The 20,541-nt window shown below is 64.4% G+C and carries 19 protein-coding genes; 12 read left to right on the plus strand and 7 right to left on the minus strand.

Translation table 11 applies throughout. The features are described from left to right. Positions 1-8 precede the first annotated feature (8 nt). The gene (locus AO684_RS11605; RefSeq protein ID WP_054302907.1) at positions 9-1,061 is read right to left on the minus strand and encodes an NAD(P)-dependent alcohol dehydrogenase; all 1,053 of its coding nucleotides are present in this window, start codon (positions 1,059-1,061) and stop codon (positions 9-11) included. Between the two features lie 301 nt (positions 1,062-1,362). Between AO684_RS11605 and AO684_RS11610 the strand changes: the two genes are divergently transcribed. After that, positions 1,363-3,222, plus strand: a complete 1,860-nt coding sequence (locus AO684_RS11610; RefSeq protein ID WP_054302908.1) for a sigma-54-dependent Fis family transcriptional regulator — start codon at positions 1,363-1,365, stop codon at positions 3,220-3,222. Here the strand turns inward: AO684_RS11610 and AO684_RS11615 are convergent. Next, positions 3,210-4,448 carry an RNA polymerase sigma-54 factor gene (locus AO684_RS11615; RefSeq protein WP_054302909.1) on the minus strand — a complete coding sequence of 413 codons (1,239 nt, stop codon included), beginning with the start codon at positions 4,446-4,448 and terminating at the stop codon, positions 3,210-3,212. The two genes, AO684_RS11610 and AO684_RS11615, sit on opposite strands and share 13 nt — an antisense overlap. A 32-nt stretch (positions 4,449-4,480) precedes the next feature. Here AO684_RS11615 and AO684_RS11620 point away from each other — a divergent pair, with 32 nt between their 5' ends. Continuing rightward, positions 4,481-5,449 carry a hypothetical protein gene (locus AO684_RS11620; protein WP_145693597.1) on the plus strand — a complete coding sequence of 323 codons (969 nt, stop codon included), beginning with the start codon at positions 4,481-4,483 and terminating at the stop codon, positions 5,447-5,449. On the opposite strand, the gene AO684_RS11625 is transcribed toward AO684_RS11620, so the two are convergent. From AO684_RS11625 to AO684_RS11635, 3 genes are read right to left on the minus strand one after another with little or no spacing between them, the layout of a single operon-like run. Beyond that, positions 5,424-5,609 carry a hypothetical protein gene (locus AO684_RS11625; RefSeq protein WP_054302911.1) on the minus strand — a complete coding sequence of 62 codons (186 nt, stop codon included), beginning with the start codon at positions 5,607-5,609 and terminating at the stop codon, positions 5,424-5,426. The two genes, AO684_RS11620 and AO684_RS11625, sit on opposite strands and share 26 nt — an antisense overlap. A 14-nt stretch (positions 5,610-5,623) precedes the next feature. Continuing rightward, positions 5,624-6,769: a WD40 repeat domain-containing protein gene (locus tag AO684_RS11630; RefSeq protein WP_054302912.1), complete on the minus strand. Its 1,146-nt coding sequence runs from the start codon at positions 6,767-6,769 to the stop codon at positions 5,624-5,626. 9 nt (positions 6,770-6,778) lie between these two features. After that, the gene (locus AO684_RS11635) at positions 6,779-7,060 is read right to left on the minus strand and encodes a hypothetical protein (protein WP_145693596.1); all 282 of its coding nucleotides are present in this window, start codon (positions 7,058-7,060) and stop codon (positions 6,779-6,781) included. Between the two features lie 32 nt (positions 7,061-7,092). On the opposite strand from AO684_RS11635, the gene AO684_RS11640 reads away from it, so the two are divergent. Continuing rightward, positions 7,093-7,353 (plus strand): hypothetical protein, encoded by a 261-nt coding sequence (locus AO684_RS11640; protein ID WP_054302914.1) that lies wholly within the window; start codon positions 7,093-7,095, stop codon positions 7,351-7,353. A gap of 5 nt (positions 7,354-7,358) precedes the next feature. Here AO684_RS11640 and AO684_RS11645 read toward each other — a convergent pair whose 3' ends face one another. Beyond that, complete coding sequence (locus tag AO684_RS11645; protein WP_054302915.1) at positions 7,359-7,808, minus strand: hypothetical protein; 450 nt, start codon at positions 7,806-7,808, stop codon at positions 7,359-7,361. Between the two features lie 729 nt (positions 7,809-8,537). Here AO684_RS11645 and AO684_RS11650 point away from each other — a divergent pair. The 9 genes from AO684_RS11650 (at position 8,538) to AO684_RS11690 (ending at position 18,354) form a co-directional block, all read left to right on the plus strand. Beyond that, positions 8,538-10,205, plus strand: coding sequence for an aromatic/alkene/methane monooxygenase hydroxylase/oxygenase subunit alpha (locus AO684_RS11650; RefSeq protein WP_054302916.1), 1,668 nt, complete (start codon positions 8,538-8,540; stop codon positions 10,203-10,205). Between the two features lie 98 nt (positions 10,206-10,303). Beyond that, the gene (locus AO684_RS11655; RefSeq protein ID WP_054302917.1) at positions 10,304-11,362 is read left to right on the plus strand and encodes an NADH:ubiquinone reductase (Na(+)-transporting) subunit F; all 1,059 of its coding nucleotides are present in this window, start codon (positions 10,304-10,306) and stop codon (positions 11,360-11,362) included. 50 nt (positions 11,363-11,412) lie between these two features. Beyond that, positions 11,413-12,471: an aromatic/alkene monooxygenase hydroxylase subunit beta gene (locus AO684_RS11660; RefSeq protein WP_054302918.1), complete on the plus strand. Its 1,059-nt coding sequence runs from the start codon at positions 11,413-11,415 to the stop codon at positions 12,469-12,471. A 12-nt stretch (positions 12,472-12,483) separates the two neighbouring features. Beyond that, entirely contained in the window at positions 12,484-12,855 is a 372-nt protein-coding gene (locus tag AO684_RS11665) for an MmoB/DmpM family protein (protein WP_028029691.1), read from the plus strand. A 65-nt stretch (positions 12,856-12,920) separates the two neighbouring features. Then, a complete protein-coding gene (locus AO684_RS11670; RefSeq protein ID WP_054302919.1) occupies positions 12,921-14,000 on the plus strand; it encodes an NAD(P)-dependent alcohol dehydrogenase in 1,080 nt (359 codons plus the stop codon). Between the two features lie 30 nt (positions 14,001-14,030). Continuing rightward, a complete protein-coding gene (locus AO684_RS11675) occupies positions 14,031-15,053 on the plus strand; it encodes an amidohydrolase family protein (RefSeq protein WP_054302920.1) in 1,023 nt (340 codons plus the stop codon). A 4-nt stretch (positions 15,054-15,057) separates the two neighbouring features. Further along, complete coding sequence (locus AO684_RS11680; RefSeq protein WP_054302921.1) at positions 15,058-15,873, plus strand: iron-sulfur cluster assembly protein; 816 nt, start codon at positions 15,058-15,060, stop codon at positions 15,871-15,873. A 71-nt stretch (positions 15,874-15,944) separates the two neighbouring features. Beyond that, entirely contained in the window at positions 15,945-17,579 is a 1,635-nt protein-coding gene (locus tag AO684_RS11685; RefSeq protein WP_054302922.1) for a molecular chaperone GroEL, read from the plus strand. Positions 17,580-17,598: 19 nt separating this feature from the next. Beyond that, positions 17,599-18,354 (plus strand): SDR family NAD(P)-dependent oxidoreductase, encoded by a 756-nt coding sequence (locus tag AO684_RS11690; protein ID WP_054302923.1) that lies wholly within the window; start codon positions 17,599-17,601, stop codon positions 18,352-18,354. 86 nt (positions 18,355-18,440) lie between these two features. On the opposite strand, the gene AO684_RS11695 is transcribed toward AO684_RS11690, so the two are convergent. Beyond that, a complete protein-coding gene (locus tag AO684_RS11695; protein ID WP_235451274.1) occupies positions 18,441-20,459 on the minus strand; it encodes a sigma-54-dependent Fis family transcriptional regulator in 2,019 nt (672 codons plus the stop codon). Positions 20,460-20,541: the final 82 nt, after the last annotated feature.

The following is a 20,541-nucleotide window of genomic DNA, read 5'->3' on the forward strand; positions in this document are numbered from 1 at the left end:
GTGGCAGTTCAGGGCACCAGAACGGCGCGGCCACGGATCTTGCCGTGATGCAGGTCGCGCAGCGCCTGATTGGCCTCGGACAGGCGGTAATGTTTGGTCGCCAGCTCCACGAGGCCGCGATCAGCCAGGGCCATCAGCTCGGTCAGTTCGGCCCAGGTGCCGACCAGATTGCCGATGATGTTCTTTTCGGTGATCACCATGTCGACGGTGGGGACGCGGATATCCTCGCCATAGCCGACGACATAGTAGCTGCCCGCCGCGCGGGTCATGTCGAGGCCCTTCTTCGTCGTGCCCTTCTCGCCCACGAAGTCGATCACCGCCTCGGCGCCCTTGCCGCCGGTCAGGGCCAGCACTGCCTCGACCTCGCCGCCATCCGCCTTCACCAGATGATCGGCCCCATGTTCGCCAGCCAGGGCCAGCGAGGTGTCGGAGATGTCGACCACGATGATGCGTGCGGCGCACATCGCCCGCAGCACCTGAATGCCGATATGGCCCAGACCGCCCGCGCCGATCACCACCGCCGCCTGATCGGGCAGCAGTTGCTGCGCTGCCTTCTTGGCGGCGCGATAGGCGGTCAGCCCCGCATCGGCATAGGGCGCGACATCCCTGGGGGCGAGCGTCCTGGGCAGGGCGATGAGGTTGCGCGACGAGGTCAGCAGTGCCTCGGCATAGCCACCATTGCTGTCGAGCCCCGGAAACTTGCCGTCGCCATGCATGTCATGGCCGCGACGGCAGGCGATGCAGGTGCCGCCTGTGACCTTCGGATGAACGATCACCGGATCGCCCTTCCTGAACCCTTCGACCTCGGCGCCGACCTCCTCGACCCAGCCCGCATTCTCGTGCCCCATGATCAGCGGCAGCAGCCCCGTGCCCGTCGGATCGGTATGCGGGCGCCAGATCCCCTCGATGATATGCAGGTCGGTGCGGCAGACGCCCGCACCGCCGATGCGCACGATCACGTCATTCGATTTGACGATCCGCGGGTCCGGCACGGTTTCCTCCGTCACCCAGACGGGTGCGGTCAGGGCCGGGTCATAATGATGAAGAACCTGTGCTTTCATGGTCTGGCGAGCCTCCTGGTGACCGCCCTCCCCGGCGGTGATGAGGGCAAGTTTCCGCAGAGGCAGGGGACGCGGCAATGAAAGCCCATGCTGCGGATGCAGCCGTTCGCAGACTGGACGAATGCGCCGGAAATACCGTTCAGGAACTGGACGCCCGCCCGCGCATCTGCCTGAGGCGCTTTGGAAAATCCCCATGTGTTCACAAACTGGACGATTGAACGCGAATCATCCGCCACCGTTGACAGGGTGCCACCAGCAGATACGCTCGGGACTGGCCAAGGATCGGGGAGGAGACGCGGCCATGGACTTGCAGACCTCGGCCCTTGGCCGTGCGCGGCAGATGCTGGAAACGCAGGGGCGGTTTCCGGGTGGCGCCCTGCCGGGCGACATCACCGAAAGCTGGCTGCGCAGCCTGTCGCACGGGCTGGACCCGCTGGCGCGCAGCCAGCGGCTGATCCTGTCAGAGGTGGAGTTCAACGCCACCCGGCAGACCCATGCCGATCTGATCCGCTTTGCCCGGCCCGAGCTGGAACTGCTTTACGACCAGATCGCCGGATCGAATTTCATGATCGCGCTCGGCTCGCCGGACGGGGTGGTGCTGGACACGCTGCACGACACCCAGTTTGCCGAAACCGAGGCCGGGGCGCAGGTCATACCCGGCTCGGTCTGGAGCGAGGATCTGCGCGGCACCAATGCCATGGGCGTCTGCATCGCGACGGGACGCCCGGCGCAGGTCTATGGCGGTGAGCATTTCCTGCGCGCGCATGGCGATGTCTCCTGCATCAGTGCGCCGATCTTTGACGGGGCGGGACGGCTGGCGGGGGTGCTGGATGCTTCCTCAATGTCGGCGGTGCGGCAACAGCACACCGCCGCGCTGGTGCAAATGGCCGCCAGCAGCATCGAGAACAGCCTGATCCGGTCCGGCCATGACCGGCGGATCGTGCTGCAATTCCATCCCCGGCCCGAATATCTGGGCACGCTGTCGATGGGGGTTCTGGTGCTGGACGAGGATCTGACGCTCCATGCCATCAACCGGCGGGGTGAGATGTTCCTGACCGGCTTTCCGCGCCTGCTGGGCGAAAGCTTCGACCGCATCTTCGAGCAGCCTTTCGCGGCCATCCAGCAGCGTCTGGTCGAGGGCGAGACGCTGCGGGTCAGGGACCGGATCGGATCGGCGGTGTCGCTGCGCTGCGTTGCAAACCGCGCGAGTTTTGCGCTGGCACGGCGTCTGATCCCGGTGGCAACAGAGCCGGGCACCGCCCCTGCGCGTAACCTGTTCCGCGATGTCGTCATCGACGACCCCGTGCTGTGGCAAAGGTTGCAGGCGCTGCCCGATGCTGCAAAGCGCGGCGCGGCCATCGCGATCACCGGCGAGACCGGCACTGGCAAAGCCCTGATCGCCCGGCTGGCCCATGCTGCCAGCGAACGGTCCGGTCCGCTGGTCACGCTGGACGGGCGCATGCTGGCCGAGGGCGATTTCGCCCGTGTCTGTCTGGGCAGCGGCACCGAGCCGGGGCTGTTGCAGCAGGCGGCGGGTGGCACGCTGTTTCTGGACGAGGTGACCGACCTTCCGGTGGTGGCGCAGGCTGCACTGGCGGGGGTGCTGGATATCGGCGAATACCGTCACCCCGAGACGGGGGCTGTGGTGCGCACCGACCTGCGGGTGGTCTGTGCTACCAGTGCCCCGGCCGCGCTGTCGGGTCTGTTGCCCGCGCTGCGCTACCGGCTGGAAGGTTTCCGGCTTGACCTGCCGCCGCTGCGGCTTCGCAGCGATCTCGCCGCGCTGGCCCAAAGGTTTGCCCGGTCTGTCCGCCCGGATGCCCGGATGACCGAGGCGGCGCTGGCCCGCCTTGCCGTGCATGACTGGCCGGGCAACCTGCACGAATTGCGCGCCATCGTTTTGCAGGCCATGCTGATGCGCCCCGAAGGTGCACTGGAGGCGCAGGATTTCGACGCGCTTTTGCCGGGGGCCCCGGTTAGACCCGTGTCCTCCGGTGCCACCTGTTGCGCGCAATGCGCGGGCGTGCCCTGGAAAGCGGACCAGTGCCAGAACATCCGCACAGTGGTGGCGCGGCATGAGGGCAATGTCTCGCGCGCGGCACGGGTTCTGGGCATGTCCCGCACGACGATCTACAAACACCTGAAGGATCAGGCCTCCTGACGACGGTGGCGACGGGCTCGGGGCGGAATGCCCAACTCTTGCCGGAACTTGGCGACAGTCCTGCGTGCAAGGGCCATGCCCTCGGCCGACAGCAGGGTGGTCAGCGCCCCATCGTCCAGCGGATCGGCGGGATTTTCCGCGGCGACAAGCTGCGCCAGCCGGTGCCGGATCGCTGCAGAGGCCGGCACGAGGCCCGCCCGGCGCGGGCCGCTGTCGAAAAGGCTGCACAGGCTGCGCAACCCCTGTGGCGTTTCCACCAGAAGATCGCGCGCAACGCGGCCTACCGTGCTGTCATGCAGCCCAAGCTCTGCCGCGATCTCTGTGCGCCGCAAGGCGACGAGCGCGCGCGCGCCGTGATCCAGAAACCCGCCCTGTCGCAGCAACACGGCGCGGGCCACCGCAAGGACGGTGCGGTTGCGCCGCTCCACGATCGTGGCCAGCCAGGCCGCTTCGGTGCGCGCCGCCCGCGTGGCGGCGGAAGCGTCGGGGGCCGGGCTGATGCTGAGCACGGGCAGGGTGGAGCGGTTCAGCGCTACCTCCCAGCCCGCAGCCCCGCGTGATACGATTACATCTGGCGCCCGCAGCGGCGCGGCGCCGCCGCCGAAGGCCAGACCCGGACGCGGGTCCATCCGGCGCAGGGTGGCCAGCACGGTGGTAACTTCATCCTGCGGCAGCCCCGTCGCGGCGGCCACCGCAGGGGCACCGCCTTCTGCCAGCAGGCCGATATGCGCCAGAACCAGTGCCATGGCAGCGGTCATCTGACCGCGGTCCTGTGCTTGCAGGCGCAGGCAATCTGCCAGATCGCGGGCGAACAGCCCCACCGGCTCCACCGCTGCTTGCAGCGCGACCAGCATCGCCTCGGCCCGGTGCAGCGGACGACCGGCACCACGGGCAATCTCGGCCACCGGGCGATCCAGCCAGCCGTTGCCATCCAGCGCCTCGACGAAGGCAATCGCCAGCGCCTCGTCCGCGCGGGCGGCGGCGATCAGGCGCAACTGCGCCATGACATGTGCATACAGCCCGCCCGAGGTATCGGCCTGCTCGACTTCGCCGCCGCCGGATACGATGCCCGCAGGCAGCCGCAGGCGCAGAAAGGGGTTGGCGGCCGCCCGCCGCGCCAGATGATCGGCCAGCCCCTCGTTGGTCAGCCGTAGCAGGCCAACCGCCTGGATCTGCCGGAAACCCAGGGTTTGACGCTGGCTTTGCGTTTGCCGAGACGATACCATCAGCCTGCCCAACCTGTTTCGGGAAAACGACTTTGGCGACATTTGCCCCGGATCGACTGATCGGACCCGAGCGTTTCTACAGCGCCATGACGCCACAACTGGCCGCGCGGCTGCGCCAGATGTGGTCGGCGCGCGGGCATGATCTGGACCGGATCTGGGGCGAGTGCATCCGGGGCCTGCCGGGGTTCCGGCCCTTGCCGCCGGGCAAACCCGAAGCGGACAGCCGCGCGCATGACGGCCTTTGCCTGTTCGATCAGGCGCTGATCTGGATCATCTCGCTGAACCGTGCCGCTGAGGCGGGCAACCGTGTTGCGGGTCTGCGGCTGAGCGGGCCGCAGCTTTGTGCGCTGCATCTGTTGTCCGGGCGGCTGATCGAGACGGTTTCGGCCCTGCGGCTGCTGGTCCTGTCGGAACTGTCGGTGCCCGCGCTGCAACTGGCGCGGTCGGTATCCGAGGATGTGGACATGCTGCTGGCACTGCTGCTGCGCCCGCGTCTGGCGCAGCAATTCGTCGGCTGCCGCACCGCCGACGAGGCAAATGATTTCTGGCGCCGTCATATCGCGGGCGGTCGGGCTTTCCGGCTGGTGGCGGAAAAGCTTTACAGCATTGGTCTCGATTATTCGGACCAAAGTGAATACGGCCAGTGGCGGCGCGAGGTGCTGACGCTGCTGGGCAGCGCGGTGCACAGTTCGCCCCTTGGGCGGCGCGGGCAGGGCAGGGATACCGCCTGGCCCGCCAATCCGGTGGCCTGCGACTGTGTGGATTTTGTGACGCATCGGCTGCATGAGCTTTGTGCCTGGGCGCATCTGCTGGAAAGCGGTCTGGACAAGGATCTGGCCTGCATCGCCGAACGCGCGCCCTCAGATTCGGCACTGCTGGCCTTTGCCGCCGGGTCGCGCGACATCCTGCTGGACCAGATGCGCTGGACGATGGCCGGGCAGGGCGGGGTAGCGGCCACCGCCCGGCCCGGACCGCTCAGTGGCGGGCAGGCGGTTCACTGATCTTGTCGCTGGCGATCCAGCGCGCGGCCAGAACAAGGGTTCCCATTGCGAAATCCTTGCCATGCGCCGCGATCATGTCCTGCGAAATTTCCGCGATCCGTGCAAAGAACGCATCCTTGCTGGCATCCTCGTCCGTCCGGCTTTGCTGGGCTTGGGTCATGTCGGTTCCTTTCCTTATTTGAAGAGTTGCGGCGGCAGCGTCACCAATGCCGCCTCGCCATTCGCGGTGCCGATCGCCAGATGAAGACCATCGGCCGACCAGGCGAGCGCGGTGACCGCCGCACCGTCGGCCTGGCGCAGGGGCATTTCCTCGGCCCGTCCGGCCTGGGCAATGGCAACGGCGCCATCCGCCGTGCCAAGCGCAATCAGGTCGCGCGCGGGATGGGCTGCCACCTTGTCGATCAGCACCAGACCGGAACGCCCGGTTTTCAGCGCACCCGTCGCTTCGTTGCCGAAAGGCGGCGTGGCAAGCGACCAGCCTGCCGCGCGGAAGGCGCCGGAGGCAAAAACCGCATCCGCCGCGCGACAGAAGGTGACCGAGGTCGGAGCCGCACGGAACTTGCCGATGCGCGCGATCTGTCCGTCCTGACGCTGCAACAGCCAGATCCCGTCCTTGCCATTGGACCCGACCAGCCAGCGCCCGTCCGCGGAAAAGCCGATGGGACCGCTGCCACCCAGCGGGAACAGCTCATACCCCTTGCGCGGCTGCCCGATGATCAGGCTTTCCTTCAGCGCCACCGCAAGCGAGCGGTCATCCGGCGCGAAGGCAAGCGCATGGGCCGGACCAGGGGTCAGAAGTCCCGCCTGACGCGCCATGCCATCCTCGTCATGCAGATCGGTCCGGCCATCGCGGGCGATGGCCAGCCGTCCCAGCCCGTCCGCCGCCAGGGCAAAGATCGGCTCGGCCTTGTTGCACAGCGAAATCACCTGCCCGCGCGGCGTTACGCGATGGATACGCCCGTCACGCCCCGCCGCGACCAGACCGATCATGTTCGACGGCGCCAGCAGCGGTGCGCCGGTTGCAAGCTCGGGCGTGAGGATCGGCTGCCCCACCGGCTTTTCGCGCGGGCGGATGGTGCTGCGGCCGGAATCCGCCTCGACCCGCATCCGGGCGAGGGGGGACTCCGGGTCGTCCAGCGGCATCAGCGCCACACGGCCATCCGCCAGCGCGAAGCCCGCCGCCTTGCCCGCCCTGTCCAGCGCGACATCGGTGATGGCGGCCTCCAGCGTCCAGCTGCGGGCCAGCAGATCAAACAGGGGGGATTGCGCCGATTTCGCCGGTTGCTGGGGCGTCGCGGCAGGGGCAATGGTCTGGGTCATGGTCGCTCCTTATTTCAACGCGGCCAGTTCTTGCCCGAGGGCGCTGAGCCGGTGTTCCAGATCCTGAATCTTCACTTCGCAGGACTCTGCCGCGAGCTTCGCAGCAATCTCGGTGCGTTCGGCCTCGATCAATTGCGGCTCTGGCCCGTCCTCGGCCATCTGGCGGGCGAAACCGGCCGCCGCGACCCGCTGCAAAAGGCGGTGATACTCGCCGGTCAGAACACAAAGATCGGCAGTCAGGCGAAACTGATCGGCCAGAACCTCTTGCGTGCCGCGTATGTCTTTTGTCATCTTGCCCCCCATTGGCCGCCATGGAGCGACAGATGACGCCGCCCGATCCCGAAACCCGTTTCCTTGCCGCCCTTGCACAGGCCGCCGCCGTTGAACTGGGCGCGGACCATCCGCTTGCCAGCGGCACGACCGATGGTCGCGATACCCTGCTCGCGCAGGAGCAGCTTGCGGCCCTGCCCGAGGCGACGCGCGAGCGCCTGCTGGCCGCTGCGCATCGGCTGATGCGCGAAGATCTGGCGGCGATCTGGTCTTTCCTGCCCGGCGCCGCGCAATCCGGCGGAATGATGCACTGAGCCTGTCATGACCGGGCCTCGCGCAGCGCGGCCTCATCGGCGTTCAGGCCGGCGACCACGCGTGCGATTCCTTCGCTGAAGCGCCGTTCGGCCATGTCGATCTGGCTGGCCAGCGCATCCCAGATGTCTACACGCATCAGGGTTTCGGCATCGCCGGTCAGGATCTCGATTTCGCCCAGGCGGAAGCTGCGGGCCAGCGAGACGCCGGTCACCACAAAGTCCCGCAGCTCGACCGCGTGGCTGTCGATGAAGAACGGCAGCAGCGGGTGGCTTTCGGGCGTGACCCCGGCGGCTGACAGCCGGGTCTCCAGAAAGCGCCGGAAATGGGTGTGCAGGATTTCCTGGCTCTGGCCGATGAACTGCATGGTGAACACCAGATCCTGCGGCGCACGCGCCACCATCGCCTCGGCGGTGAGGCGGGCGGGATTCTGGTCGACGGGAAGTGGATCAGACATTGTAACGGCCTTCTGCAACCGGGCCGGTGCGGGCCGGCGATTGTGCAGATCATAGCAGGATCGGGGCATCCCCAGAAGCACGACCGTCTTTGTAAGATGATGATTATAAATAGTAAAATGAGCGCCACGCGTTACGGATGTAACATTTTGTTCCGGTCGGCAGTTACAGTTTCCGTGCCGCTTTACATGCTGCGCCGCCGCACAAATTTTCTGCACCACGGCAAGTCCCGTGAGGCGGCGAATCAGGCCCGAACCGGGAGTAAAGGGCCGAAGTGTTACAGTTTTGCGTAATGTAACGGCGAGGGGGCGTGACAAGTGTAACGTAATGCAACGTCTGCGCCCTGCGGCCCGATCTGCCTGCCCGCAGGTTGCCGATAAAAAGTGCGAAAAATAAAACTGTTCATTTTCAATATATTATTAGAATGCGCGTGAAGAATTTCAGGAAAACTACCTTCGAAACCCCGTTCTCGCATGGGTTCTGCATGTATCCCAGACACAAGAAGGCGGTTCCCCATGCAGGGTGCCCCACAAGAACGAAGGAATGGGAGGAGAAGCGCGGCCACCGGAGACGACCATCACGCTGATGCAGTCGCTTGCGGTTTCCCGGCCCCGTTGCCCGCAACCTTTGCCGTGACCTGACCCGGCCCACCGGCCGGACAAACCCGGGCGGAGCCTCCGCCCACCGGCCCGGAAATCTGTCCGTGCCGTCAACATCAGGAGACTCATGGCATGACTCAACTGACGCTCAACAAGATCACCGCACAGCGGGGAATCTCGGTCGGCGAAGCGACGAAGAAGATCTCGGACCTCGGCTGGAACCCCAGCTATGTCCAGGAAGCCGCGACCTTCCCGACCGATTACAAGATCAACAAGGCCCCGCGCGACCCGATGAAGCAGGTGCTGCGGTCCTACTTCCCCATGCAGGAAGAAAAGGACAACCGGGTTTACGGCGCGCTGGACGCCGCGCTGCGCGGTGACATGTTCCGCAACGTGCAGCCGCGCTGGGTGGAATGGATGAAGCTGTTCCTGGCGATCATTCCCTTCCCGGAAATCTCGGCCGCGCGCTCGATGGCCATGGTGGCACGCATCGCACCCGGCGAAGACCTGCGCACCGGCTTTACCATGCAGATGGTTGACGAGTTCCGCCACTCCACCATTCAGATGAACCTGAAGAAGTGGTATATGGAGAACTACATCGACCCGGCGGGCTTCGACATCACCGAAGAAGCTTTCGGCAAGTGCTATGCCACCACCATCGGCCGTCAGTTCGGTGAAGGCTTCATCACCGGCGACGTGATGACTTCGGCCTGCATGTATCTGACGGTCGTCGCTGAGACCGCCTTCACCAACACACTCTTCGTGGCCATGCCGTCGGAAGCCGCCCGCAACGGCGACTACGCGCTGCCCACCGTGTTCCTGTCGGTGCAGTCGGACGAAAGCCGCCATATCGGCAACGGCCACTCGCTGCTGATGGCTGCGCTGAAAGAGCCGGAAAACCACCTGCTTCTGGAACGCGACCTGCGCTATGCATTCTGGCAGAACCACGCCATCGTTGACGCCGCCATCGGCACGCTGATCGAATACGGCACCACCAACCGCGACAAGGAAAAGGAATCCTACGCGGAAATGTGGCACCGCTGGATCTTCGAGGACTACTACCGCACCTATATGCTGCCGCTCGAGAAGTACGGCATCAAGGTGCACCATGACGATGTTCAGGAAGCCTGGAACCGCATCACCAAGAAGAACTATGTCCACAAGGTCGCGCAGTTCTTCGCGGTCGGCTGGCCGGTGAACTTCTGGCGGATCGAAGCCCAGACCGACAAGGACTTCGAATGGTTCGAGCACAAGTATCCGGGCTGGTATGCCGAATTCGGCGAGTTCTGGAAATGGTATGCGAAGCTGTCGAAGCCGGGCCAGAAGGTCATCACCTTCAACGAGGAAACCGGCTACGTCTATCCGCATCGCTGCTGGTCGTGCCTGGTGCCCTGCCTCATCCGCGAGGACATGGTGGTCGATGAAATCGACGGCCAGATCCACACCTTCGCGCATGAACTGGACCGCTGGACCGCCGTCGAGGCCTTCTCGAGCGAATATCAGGGCCGTCCGACCCCGGCCATGGGCAAGTTCTCGGGCAAGCGCGAGTGGGAAACCGTCTATCACGGCTGGGATCTCGCGGATGCGATCAAGGATCTGAACTTCGTCCGCGACGACGGCAAGACCCTGGTGCCGCAGCCGCACCTGCGCTTCGACAACAAGGATATGTGGACGCTCGACGACGTGCGCGGCCACACCCTGCTGTCGCCGCTGACGCTGCTGCGTGAAATGACCCCCGAGGCGCGTGCCAAGCACATCGCCGAATACAAGGCGGGCTTCACCATCAATCCCTGCAACTGAGCGGGCAGGGCGGGGGCCATCGCAGGCCCCCGCCAGTGACCGGAACTGACCAGGCGGCCCGGCGGGCTGCCAGACTGACGGCGGGGAGGCCGGACAGAATGGGAGATGTTTACACCGTAAGGCTCGAGCCGGTGGGCGTGGAATTCGAGGTGGAAGAGGATGAAACCGTCCTTGACGCCGCATTCCGCCAGGGCATCGCGCTGCCGCATGGCTGCAAGGAGGGGCAGTGCTCCGCCTGCAAATGCGTGCTTCTCGACGGCGAGGTCGAGATGCTGAAATATTCAACCTTTGCCCTGAACGATGCGGACCGCGATGGCGGCCAGATCCTGATGTGCCGGGCAAAGGCGTTCGACAATCTGACGATCGACCTTCTGAACTATGATGAGGAGGTCCTGTCGAAATCCATTCCGGTCAAGTCTTTCGAAGGCCGGATCACGGATTTCCGGAAGCTCACGCATGACATCCGCGGCGTTGAGATCGAGCTGAATGCGCCGCTCAAGTTCTGGGCGGGTCAGTATGTCGACATCACAGTCACCACGGAAGAAGGGGAGACGATCACGCGTTCGTTCTCCATGGCAAATCCGCCGAGCGAAACCCAAAAGCTCTCCTTCATCATCAAGAAATACCCCGAAGGAAAGTTCTCCAACCAGCTCGACAACGGAGGAATCCGGGCCGGAGCGGAAGTGACGGTGGTTGGCCCCTACGGGATGTGTTTCCGCCGCGAGAACCGCGAGGGGCCAGTGGTGCTGGTGGGTGCCGGGTCGGGCATGTCGCCGGTCTGGTCGATCCTGCACGACCATATCGAAAGCGGCGAGGACCGGCCGGTCTATTTCTTCTACGGCGCGAGGACAGAGGATGACCTGTTCCACCTCGACCGTCTGGCCGCCATCACCGCCGAACATCCCTCGGTGACCTTCATCCCCGTCCTGTCGCATGCCCCCGAAGGCAGCGGCTGGACCGGCGAGCGCGGCTTCGTTCACGAAGCGGTGGACCGCAGGCTGAAGGCGCTGGGGCTGGAAGGGCAGGGCGATGTCTATGCCTGTGGCCCGCCGCCGATGATCGACGCGCTGACGCCCACGCTCTTCATGCTCGATTTCGAAAGCGAGCGGATTTTCTACGACAAGTTCACCACGACGTCCGGTTCGTCGGGCCATTAAGGCGGCCCGACCGCTCGTCCAAGTGAAAACACCATCAAGGGAGAGAGACCATGACAGCAACCTCCAGCTCTGTCGGTTCCGGGGCGGCAGGCGCCGCGATTTTTGCCGGATCGACCAGTCGCAAATACAATTACTTCGAGCCGCGCGGCAAACGCGCGACCCATTACGAGGATGTCACCTGTGACGTGCAGCCTGATCCCGAACGCTATCTGATCCAGGACTGGATCATCAGCTTCGGCAACGGCAAGGGCGCCTATACCAAGGACAACACCAAGGCGCTGTCCTCGAACTGGCACGCCTTCCGCGCGCCCGATCAGGAATGGGAACGTACCCATTACCAGCGCCAGTCCAAGATCGAGACCATGGTGCAGGCGGTCATCGGCAATGCCCGCAAGGCCGGTGCGCACATGGCCTTTGACAAGGTGTGGCAGCGCATCCTGCAAGTGCATCTGGGCGCATGGAAACATGCCGAATTCGGCCTTGGCACCTCGCTCATGCAGGCGCAGCGCTATGGCTATACCCAGATGATCAACAACGCCACGCTGACCAATTCTTCCTACAAGATGCGGCTGGCGCAGGACATCACGCTGTATCTGGCCGAGATCGGCATGGATATCGAAGGCTGGAGCGACGAGCTGGGCAAGCAGGCCTGGCTTGAAGACCCGATCTGGCAGCCCACCCGCCTTGCGATCGAGACGATCATGGGGTCGGAAGACTATCTGGAGCAGTATTTCGCGATCAACCTGATCTTCGAACCGCTGGTGGGCGAGCTGTTCCGTTCCGGCTTCCTGATGCAGGCGGCGGCGGCGAACAACGACTTCATCACGCCTCCGGTGATCTCGGCGGCCGAAGCGGATTACGAACGCAATCTCGCCAATACCATCGACCTGATCTACCTGCTGGCCAATGACGAAAAGCACGGCGCCCACAACCGCGCCCTGTTCAACGGCTGGGTGAAGAAGCACGCCGGTCTGGCCGACAAGGCCGCCGCCGCGCTGCAACCCGTCTGGTCGCAACCCCATTCCAAGCCTGTGTCCTTCGCCGATGCCCTGGCCGTCTCGCACGAGCGGCTGGCGCAGATCCTTGGCGAAGTCGGTCTGAGCCGCTGAGAGGAGCATCCAATGTCCACCACCGCACGCGACAGCACGAAGAGCAACATCTTCAAGTCCATGAAGGACATCGACCTCAGCAGCCGCGAAATCTCGCATGAATGCGGCGTCACCATGAATGACTCGGTCGAGGCCCGCGCCATCGCCGAATACATGGATCAGGACCCGAAGGTGACGGTCACCTACAACCCGGCCACCATCCGCATCGACGGCGAAGGCAAGCTGATCTTCAAGATGGATGACATCAGCGAATATCTGGGCCGGGAAATGACGGCCGAGATCTTCGAGGTGAATACCTCGACCCACTATGGCCGCATGGTGCGGATCGACGACAACACCGTCATCCTGTTCGGCAACATGGACGAAGTGTTCGAGTTCATCTGAGCGATGCGGGGAGAGCGCCTGCCGCGCTCTCCCCATTCCCACCAACCGGATCAAGGAGGGCACGCATGGCCCAGATGATGAAGGCGGCGGTGTTCGTCGAGAAGGGGCGCATTGTCCTTGAGGACAAGAAGATCCCCGATGTCGGACCGAACGACGCATTGATGCGCGTGACGACAACCACGATCTGCGGCACGGATATCCATATCCTGAAGGGCGAATATCCGGTCGAGAAGGGCCTGACCATCGGACACGAGCCGGTCGGCGTGATCGAAAAGCTCGGCTCTGCCGTGAAGGGCTTCCGGGAAGGGCAGCGCGTCATCGCCGGGGCGATCACGCCCTCGGGCTGGTCGAATGCCTGCCTCTGCGGTTTCTGCTCGCAGGATGGGGCGGGCACCCCGCATGGCTGGAAGGCCATCGGCGGCTGGAAATTCGGCAATACCATCGACGGCTGTCAGGCCGAATATGTGCTGGTGCCCGATGCCATGGCCAATCTGGCGCCGATCCCGGACGACCTGTCCGACGAAGAAGTGCTGATGTGCCCCGACATCATGTCGACCGGCTTTGTCGGCGCCGAGAATGGCGGCATCAAGATCGGCGATACCGTTGTGGTCTTTGCGCAGGGCCCCATCGGCCTTTGTGCCACCGCCGGGGCCAAGCTGATGGGCGCCAGCCGCATCATCGCGGTCGACACCGTGCCCGCGCGTCTGGAAATGGCCCGGCGCATGGGCGCGGACGAGGTGGTGGATTTCAAGGCGTCGAACAACGTCGTCGAGACCATCCTTGAAATGACCAACGGGCGTGGCTGCGATGTCGCCATCGAAGCGCTTGGTCTTCAGGCGACCTTTGAATGGGCGCTGCGCTCGATCCGGCCCGGCGGCACACTGTCGAGCCTCGGGGTCTATTCCGGCGACCTGAAGATTCCGTTGGATGCCTATGCGGCCGGTCTGGGCGAAAAGACCATCCGTTCGGCGCTGTGTCCCGGCGGGAAAGAGCGGATGCGGCGGATGATGGAAGTCGTGCGCGCAAGGCGCGTCGATTTCAAGGCGCTGGTGACCCATCGCTACAGCCTCGACCAGATCGAGGATGCCTACGAGCTTTTCGCCAATCAGCGCGACGGCGTGCTGAAGGTCGCGATCACCACCTGACACCACAACAGAACATCCAGGGAGGAAATCATGTACAAGACACCCGACGGACAGGACGTCTTCGTTCTCGACTGCCACACCCATTTCTGGGATGGCAGCCCGGCCAACCAGCGCAATGTGCATGGCAAGCAGTTCATCGACTGCTTCTATGCCTATCACACCGCGCTGTCGCCGAAGGACCAGCTTTGGGAGAAATCGAAGTTCGAGAAATACTCGGTCGATGACATCTATCGCGATCTCTTCGTCGACGGGCCGGATGACATGGCGATCATCCAGTCCACCTATCTGCGCGACTTCTACAAGGAAGGCTTCTCGTCCATCGAACGCTCGTCGCAGATGGCGCAGATCAATCCGGGCCGTTTCATCGTCAACGGGGCCTTCGACCCCCGCGATGGCGAAAAGGCGCTGGAATACATCCACTACATGAAAGAGACCTTCGATATCAAAGGGGTCAAGATGTATACGGCCGAATGGAACGGCGATTCCAAAGGCTGGAAACTGACCGATCCTTCGGCCTACAAGTGCTTTGAACTGTGCGAGAAGCTGGGCATCCGCAACATCCATGTCCACAAGGGTCCGACCATCCTGCCGCTGTCGAAGGATGCCTTCGCGGTGGGCGATGTCGATGAGGCGGCAACGGATTTCCAGGGCCTGAACTGGATCATCGAACATTGCGGCCTGCCGCGTCTGGATGATTTCTGCTGGATCGCCACGCAGGAAACCAACGTCTACGGCGGTCTTGCCGTGGCGCTGCCCTTCATCCACTCGCGTCCGCGCTACTTTGCCGAGGTGATTTCGGAGCTGCTGTTCTGGCTTGGCTCCGACAAGATCCTGTTCGGGTCGGACTACGCGATCTGGACGCCGCAATGGCTGGTCGACCGGCTGTGGAATTTCGAAATTCCCGAAGACATCGCCACCGAGCGTGGCGTGCAGCTGACGGACGAGATCAAGCGCAAGATCCTCGGCCTGAATGCGGCGCGGCTTTACGACATCGACGTGGCCGCCAAGATGCGCGAACTGGCCCAGTCCCCCGTTCGCATCGCGGCGGAGTAAGCCGATGCCTGTGCCGCAAATCCGTGGCGCGCAGGCAAGGGAAGTGTGGCGGCGGCTTTCCGCCGTCACCGACCCCGAGCTGGACGAGCCGATCACCGACATGGGATTTGTCGAACGGCTGGAGGTATCGCGCAGCGGCGAGGTCGAGATCGACTTTCGTCTGCCGACCTACTGGTGTTCGCCGAACTTCGCCTTCCTGATGGCCGACGGCATCCGCAAGGCCGCCATGACGCCTGCCTGGGTGCAGAAGGTGCGTGTGCAGTTGCAGGATCATTGCTTTGCCGACAAGGTGAATGACGGGATCAACGGCCAGCAGCCTTTCGAGGCGATCTTTGCTGCGCTGACCGAAGGCGGCAATCTGGACGAGGTGCGCGAGACCTTCCGCGAAAAGGCGTTTCTGCGCCGACAGGAGGCTGTGCTTCAGGGCCTGCGCGCGATGGGCTGGACCGCCGGGCAGATTACAACGCTGACACTGGCCGAGTTTGATGCGCTCAACCTTTCGGGCCATGCCGAGGCGGCAGCGCAGAAACCGCGCTACCGCGAAATCCTCGTCGGGGACGGGCTGGCGCTTCTGCCCGAAGACTGGGCCTTCGTCACCTGGCGCGGCGATCCCATCGTTGCCGAAGACCTGCAAGATCATCTGATGCGGCTGCGCGCCCTGCGCATCAACATGGAGTTCAATGGCGCCATGTGCCGTGGCCTTGCCGCGGCGCGCTACAAGGAAGTTGTCCGCAACGGAGAGGAGCCGGAGCTGATCGACTTCATCCTGGGGCGGGTTCCGCCACGGGCCTGCGGGGACAGCCAGAGCAGCCGGGGCTGAACACGCCAACCCAACCACCATGAAGGGAGACCGCCGCGCCCCGCGCGTGCGGTGACAAAGGAGGATTATCCATGCCGAACTTTCTGATTCACAATGTCGAGGCCCGCCGCGCTCTGGCTCGTGGCGTCGCCCGTCTGGCCGCTGCGGTCGAACCGACGCTGGGGCCGAAAGGGCTCAATGCGATGATTGACCGTCCGGTGGGCACCCCGCTCATCACGCGGGACGGCGTTTCCATCGCGACCGAAATCGAATTGCCCGACAGGTTCGAGAACATGGGCGCGCAGGTGGTGCGCGAAGTGTCGATGCAGACCAACGAGGTCGCTGGGGATGGCACCACCACCGCCATCGTTCTGGCCAATGCGATGATCCAGCAGGGTGTGACCCAGGCCGAACGCGGCGCCCGCACGGTCGATCTGTGCCGGGGCATCGAACTGGCGGTGGGCCGCGTTGTCGAGGCGCTGAAACGTCAGGCGGTTCCGGTCAAGGACAATCCGCGCCTTCTGGGCGCCGTGGCGAATATCGCCGCGACCGATCCCCGTCTGGGGGAAATCGTTGCCGAGGCGCATTCCCGCGTGGGCGAGGATGGCATCATCACCGCTGATTTCTCGGTGACGGTCGAGACAACGCTGGAAGTGACCGAAGGCATGTCCTTCGAGCGGGGTTATATCTCGCATCACATGGTGACCGATCAGGACGAAATGGAAGCGGTGCTGGATAAGCCGCTGATCCTGTTGACCGACCAGAAGATCCTGCATCCTTCTGTGCTGGACAACGCGCGCGGCATCGCCGAGGCGGAAGGCCGGTCGCTGCTGGTCGTGGCCGAAGAAATCGCGCCCGAAGTCGTGGTCACGCTTCTGGAAGCGGCGCGGCCGGGCAAGTATCTGATCGTGCATCCGCCGGAATACGGCCACTGGCGGAAGGCGCAGATGGATGATCTGGCGATCCTTACCGGCGGCGAGGTTCTGGCCCGCGATCTGGGCAGGAAGATCGAGAATGTCACCCGCGAACAGCTTGGCGCGGCGCGTCAGGTCCGGGCGTCAGCCAACCAGACCACGGTGATCGGCGGCGCGGGTGAACCTGCGGCCATCGCAGCCCGCCGCCTGCAAGTGCAGCGCCAGTATGACATCGCCCCGCCGAATATCGAGCAGGACAAGCTGCGCGAACGTCTGGCCAAGCTTTCGGGCGGCACGGCGGTGATCCATGCCGGCGGCCTGACCCCGGTGGAACAGAAGCGCAAGATCCAGCTGATCGAGGATTCGCTTTATGCGATCCGGGCCGCGGTGGAGGAGGGCGTGGTGCCGGGTGGCGGCTCTGCCCTGGCCCATGTCGCCCCCGAACTGGATGCGCTGGTGGCCGAAACCTCGGGCGATGTTTCGGTCGGGGTGGAGCTTGTCCGCTCGGTGCTGACCCGCCCGCTGGCCCGCATCGCGATCAACGCAGGCTCTGACCCGAATGCCGTCATTGCCGAGGTGATCCGGTCAGGAAGCGGGCATGGCTTCGATGCCGCACAGGGCCGTTTCCGCGACATGATTGAAGCCGGCATCGTCGATCCCGTGCGGGTCACCTGCTCGGCACTGGCCAATGCGGCTTCGGTCGCTGCGCTGATCCTGACCACCGAAACGCTGATCGGCCATGTCGAGGATCACGTCGACCCGACCGCCGGTCCGGCGCTTGGCGGCGGTGCCGAACGGCTCGGGCGGCAATGAGATCACAGGAGAAATGACAATGAGCACCCAGAAACTTGCGGGCAAGACGGTAATCGTTTCGGGCGGATCGCGCGGCATCGGGCGGGGCATCGCCCTCGCCCTTGCGGCAGAGGGCGCGGATATCGCGTTCTGCCACTTCCGCGATGACGAGCGTGCGAAGGAAACTGCCGCCGCCATCGCCGCCCTGGGCCGTAAGGTCCATGCCGCCGAATGCGACGTCTCCTCAGTCGCGGCCATCCATGCGTTCTATGCCGGGGCAAAGGCCGCCCTGGGCGAGATCGACATTCTGGTCAACAATGCCGGGCACAATATCACCGAAGCGTTCGAGGATATCAGTGAGGCCAGCTTTGACCGGATGCTGGATGTCCATGTGAAGGGCACCTTCTTCATGGCCCAGACCGTCTATCGCGATATGAAGAAACGCGGCAGCGGCAGGATCATCAACATCACCTCGCAACTGGCCTACAAGGGGGCACCCACGCTGACGCATTATTGCGCGGCGAAAGGGGCAAACGCGACCTTTACGCGTGCGCTGGCGCTGGAATGCGCCGGGACGGGTGTTCTTGTGAACGCAGTGGCACCGGGCGTGACCAACACCGACCTGCTGACGCCATTGTCACAGGAGCTTCTGGATACGCTGAAGGCCGCAATCCCGCTGGGTCGTTTTGCCGAGGTTGACGAGATCACCCCGGCAGCGGTGCTTCTGGCCTCGCCCGAAGGGGCCTTCTTCCATGGCACCTGCATTTCGCCGAATGGCGGCGAGGTCATGTTCTGATCCGCAAAGACGGCTGATCAAAACAGATGGGGCGAAGGTCATCCTTCGCCCCGTCTGGTCATTTCCGGCCCCGAAAGTGCCGCGCGCTAGCCGTAGCTGCGTTTGATCCCGTAAGTCTTCAGCTTGCGATACAGCGTCGGGCGGGAAATCCCCAGAACGGCGGCGACGCGGGTCAGATTGCCCTGCTCTGCCGCCAGAGCGCGACGGATCGCCTGTTCTTCCATATCGGTCAGATTGGGCGGCAGATCGGGTTCCTGCGGTGCGGACAGCTTGCCATGCGGCACGGCGACGGGGGCGAGAAAGGCGGGGGGCAGATCAGCCTCTGTCACCACCCCGTCCGAGACGACCAGATGCAGGCGCTCGAACAGGTTGCGCATTTCCCGCACATTGCCCGGCCAGCCATAGGCGCCCAGCCGCGTCGCCACCTCTTCTGACAGCAGCAGCGGTTCGCGCCGCATCTTGGTGGCCACGGCGCGGTTGAAATGATCCGCCAGCGCCGGAATGTCACAGGGCCGTTCCCGCAGCGGCGGCACCTCGATCGTCATGGCGCCGATGCGGTAGTAAAGATCCCGGCGGAAGCGACCTGCCTCGACCTCCTGGCCCAGATCGCGGTTGGTCATCGCCACAAGCTGCACATCGACCTGCCGCCGCTTTGAACAGCCAATACGGTACACCGCCCGCTGTTCCAGCACGCGCAGCAGATAGGGCTGCAATTCAAGCGGCATCTCGCCAATCTCGTCGAGGCACAGCACGCCGCCGTCGGCCTGTTCAAACTTGCCTGCCTTGCCTTCGCGTGAGGCCCCTGTGAAGGCCCCCGAGACATGGCCGAACAGCTCTGATCCAAACAGATCGGCGGAAATCGCGCCACAGTTCACGGTGACGAAAGGCGCGCGGCCCTTGTGCGCGGCCGAGGTATGGATCAGGCGGGCGAACAGCTCCTTCCCCGCGCCGGTTTCCCCCTGGATCAAAACCGGAGAGCCTGCGGCGGCGGTGCGGCGGGCAAGGTCTACAGCTTTCACGAACTTCGGGGACTGCCCGATCATCAGCAGTTCGTCGCGTTCCGCCCCCGCGCGCGGCGGAATGCGGAACGGCTCTGCCGCGATGGCCGGGGTGCTGCGCCGGGGCGGCAGGATCAGTGCCGCTCCGCTGAACTCCCCGTCCAGAAAAAGCCTGCTGATGCCGCTGGGTTGCAGATGTGGCGGGATGGCGCGGGCGATGTCCTGATCGCTCATGGTGCCGGTCAGCGTGATGAACTGCTGTCCCAGTGTCAGACCGGGCGGGTTCGGCGTCTTCGGCACGCCCGCCGGAAAGCGGTGATACATCACGCGCCCGATCCGGTCGAGGATCACCACGGCGTCGCGGCTGCTGCGGGTCGGGCCGCTGTCAAGGAATGCCTCCAGCAGCCGTGTGCGGCGCATTTCCTGCCGCTCGGCCAGACTGGATTCGATCTCGCGGGCAACGGCCGCGATCATGGCGACATTGTGCGGGCGAAAGATGCTGGGCGGGCCGGAGAGATCCACCGCACCGATGATGCGCTGGTCCACCGGGTCGCGGATCGGCGCAGCCGCACAGGTCCAGGCCTTGATGCCCTGACAGAAATGCTCTGACGCGTGGACGACAGTTGGCCGTCCCGAACGGATCGCGGTGCCGATCCCGTTGGTGCCAATCGCGGATTCGTCCCATTGGCCTCCCCGGACCAGATGGATGCTGCGCGCGGCATCATGTGTGCGCAAATCGCCGATCTGATCCAGAACAAGCCCCTCGGCATCGGTCAGGATCAGCAGCGCATTGGCCTCTGACAGCAGCGGGCCGATCTTTTCGAACGGATGCCGGGCTGCCGCGCGCAGTTCGGAATTCTTCTGCCGCGCATCCTCAAGCCGCTCCTCCGTCTCGTCCAGCGGCGCCAGTTCGGCGGTGGCGTCGATGCCGGAGGCCAGACTGCGGGACCAGGATTCAAGGATCTCGCGCCGGACGCCCGAGGTCCGTATGGGGTCCAGTTCCTTGAAGGTCAGAAAATCCTCCCAGGCGCGCATGGTGGCGCGCTGGTCAAGCCAGTCCTCGAACATGCCGGTCCGGGTATGAAATCCCGTTGCCAGATCGGTCATGCAGTTCCTCCCAAAGGGCTGGGGCGCGGATTTCGCCCTTGCTGACGCACGCAGTTACGATGTGCGGGTGTACGGGTATCGG

The sequence above is a fragment of the Gemmobacter sp. LW-1 genome, assembly GCF_001303875.1.
Taxonomy (GTDB): domain Bacteria; phylum Pseudomonadota; class Alphaproteobacteria; order Rhodobacterales; family Rhodobacteraceae; genus Gemmobacter; species Gemmobacter caeni.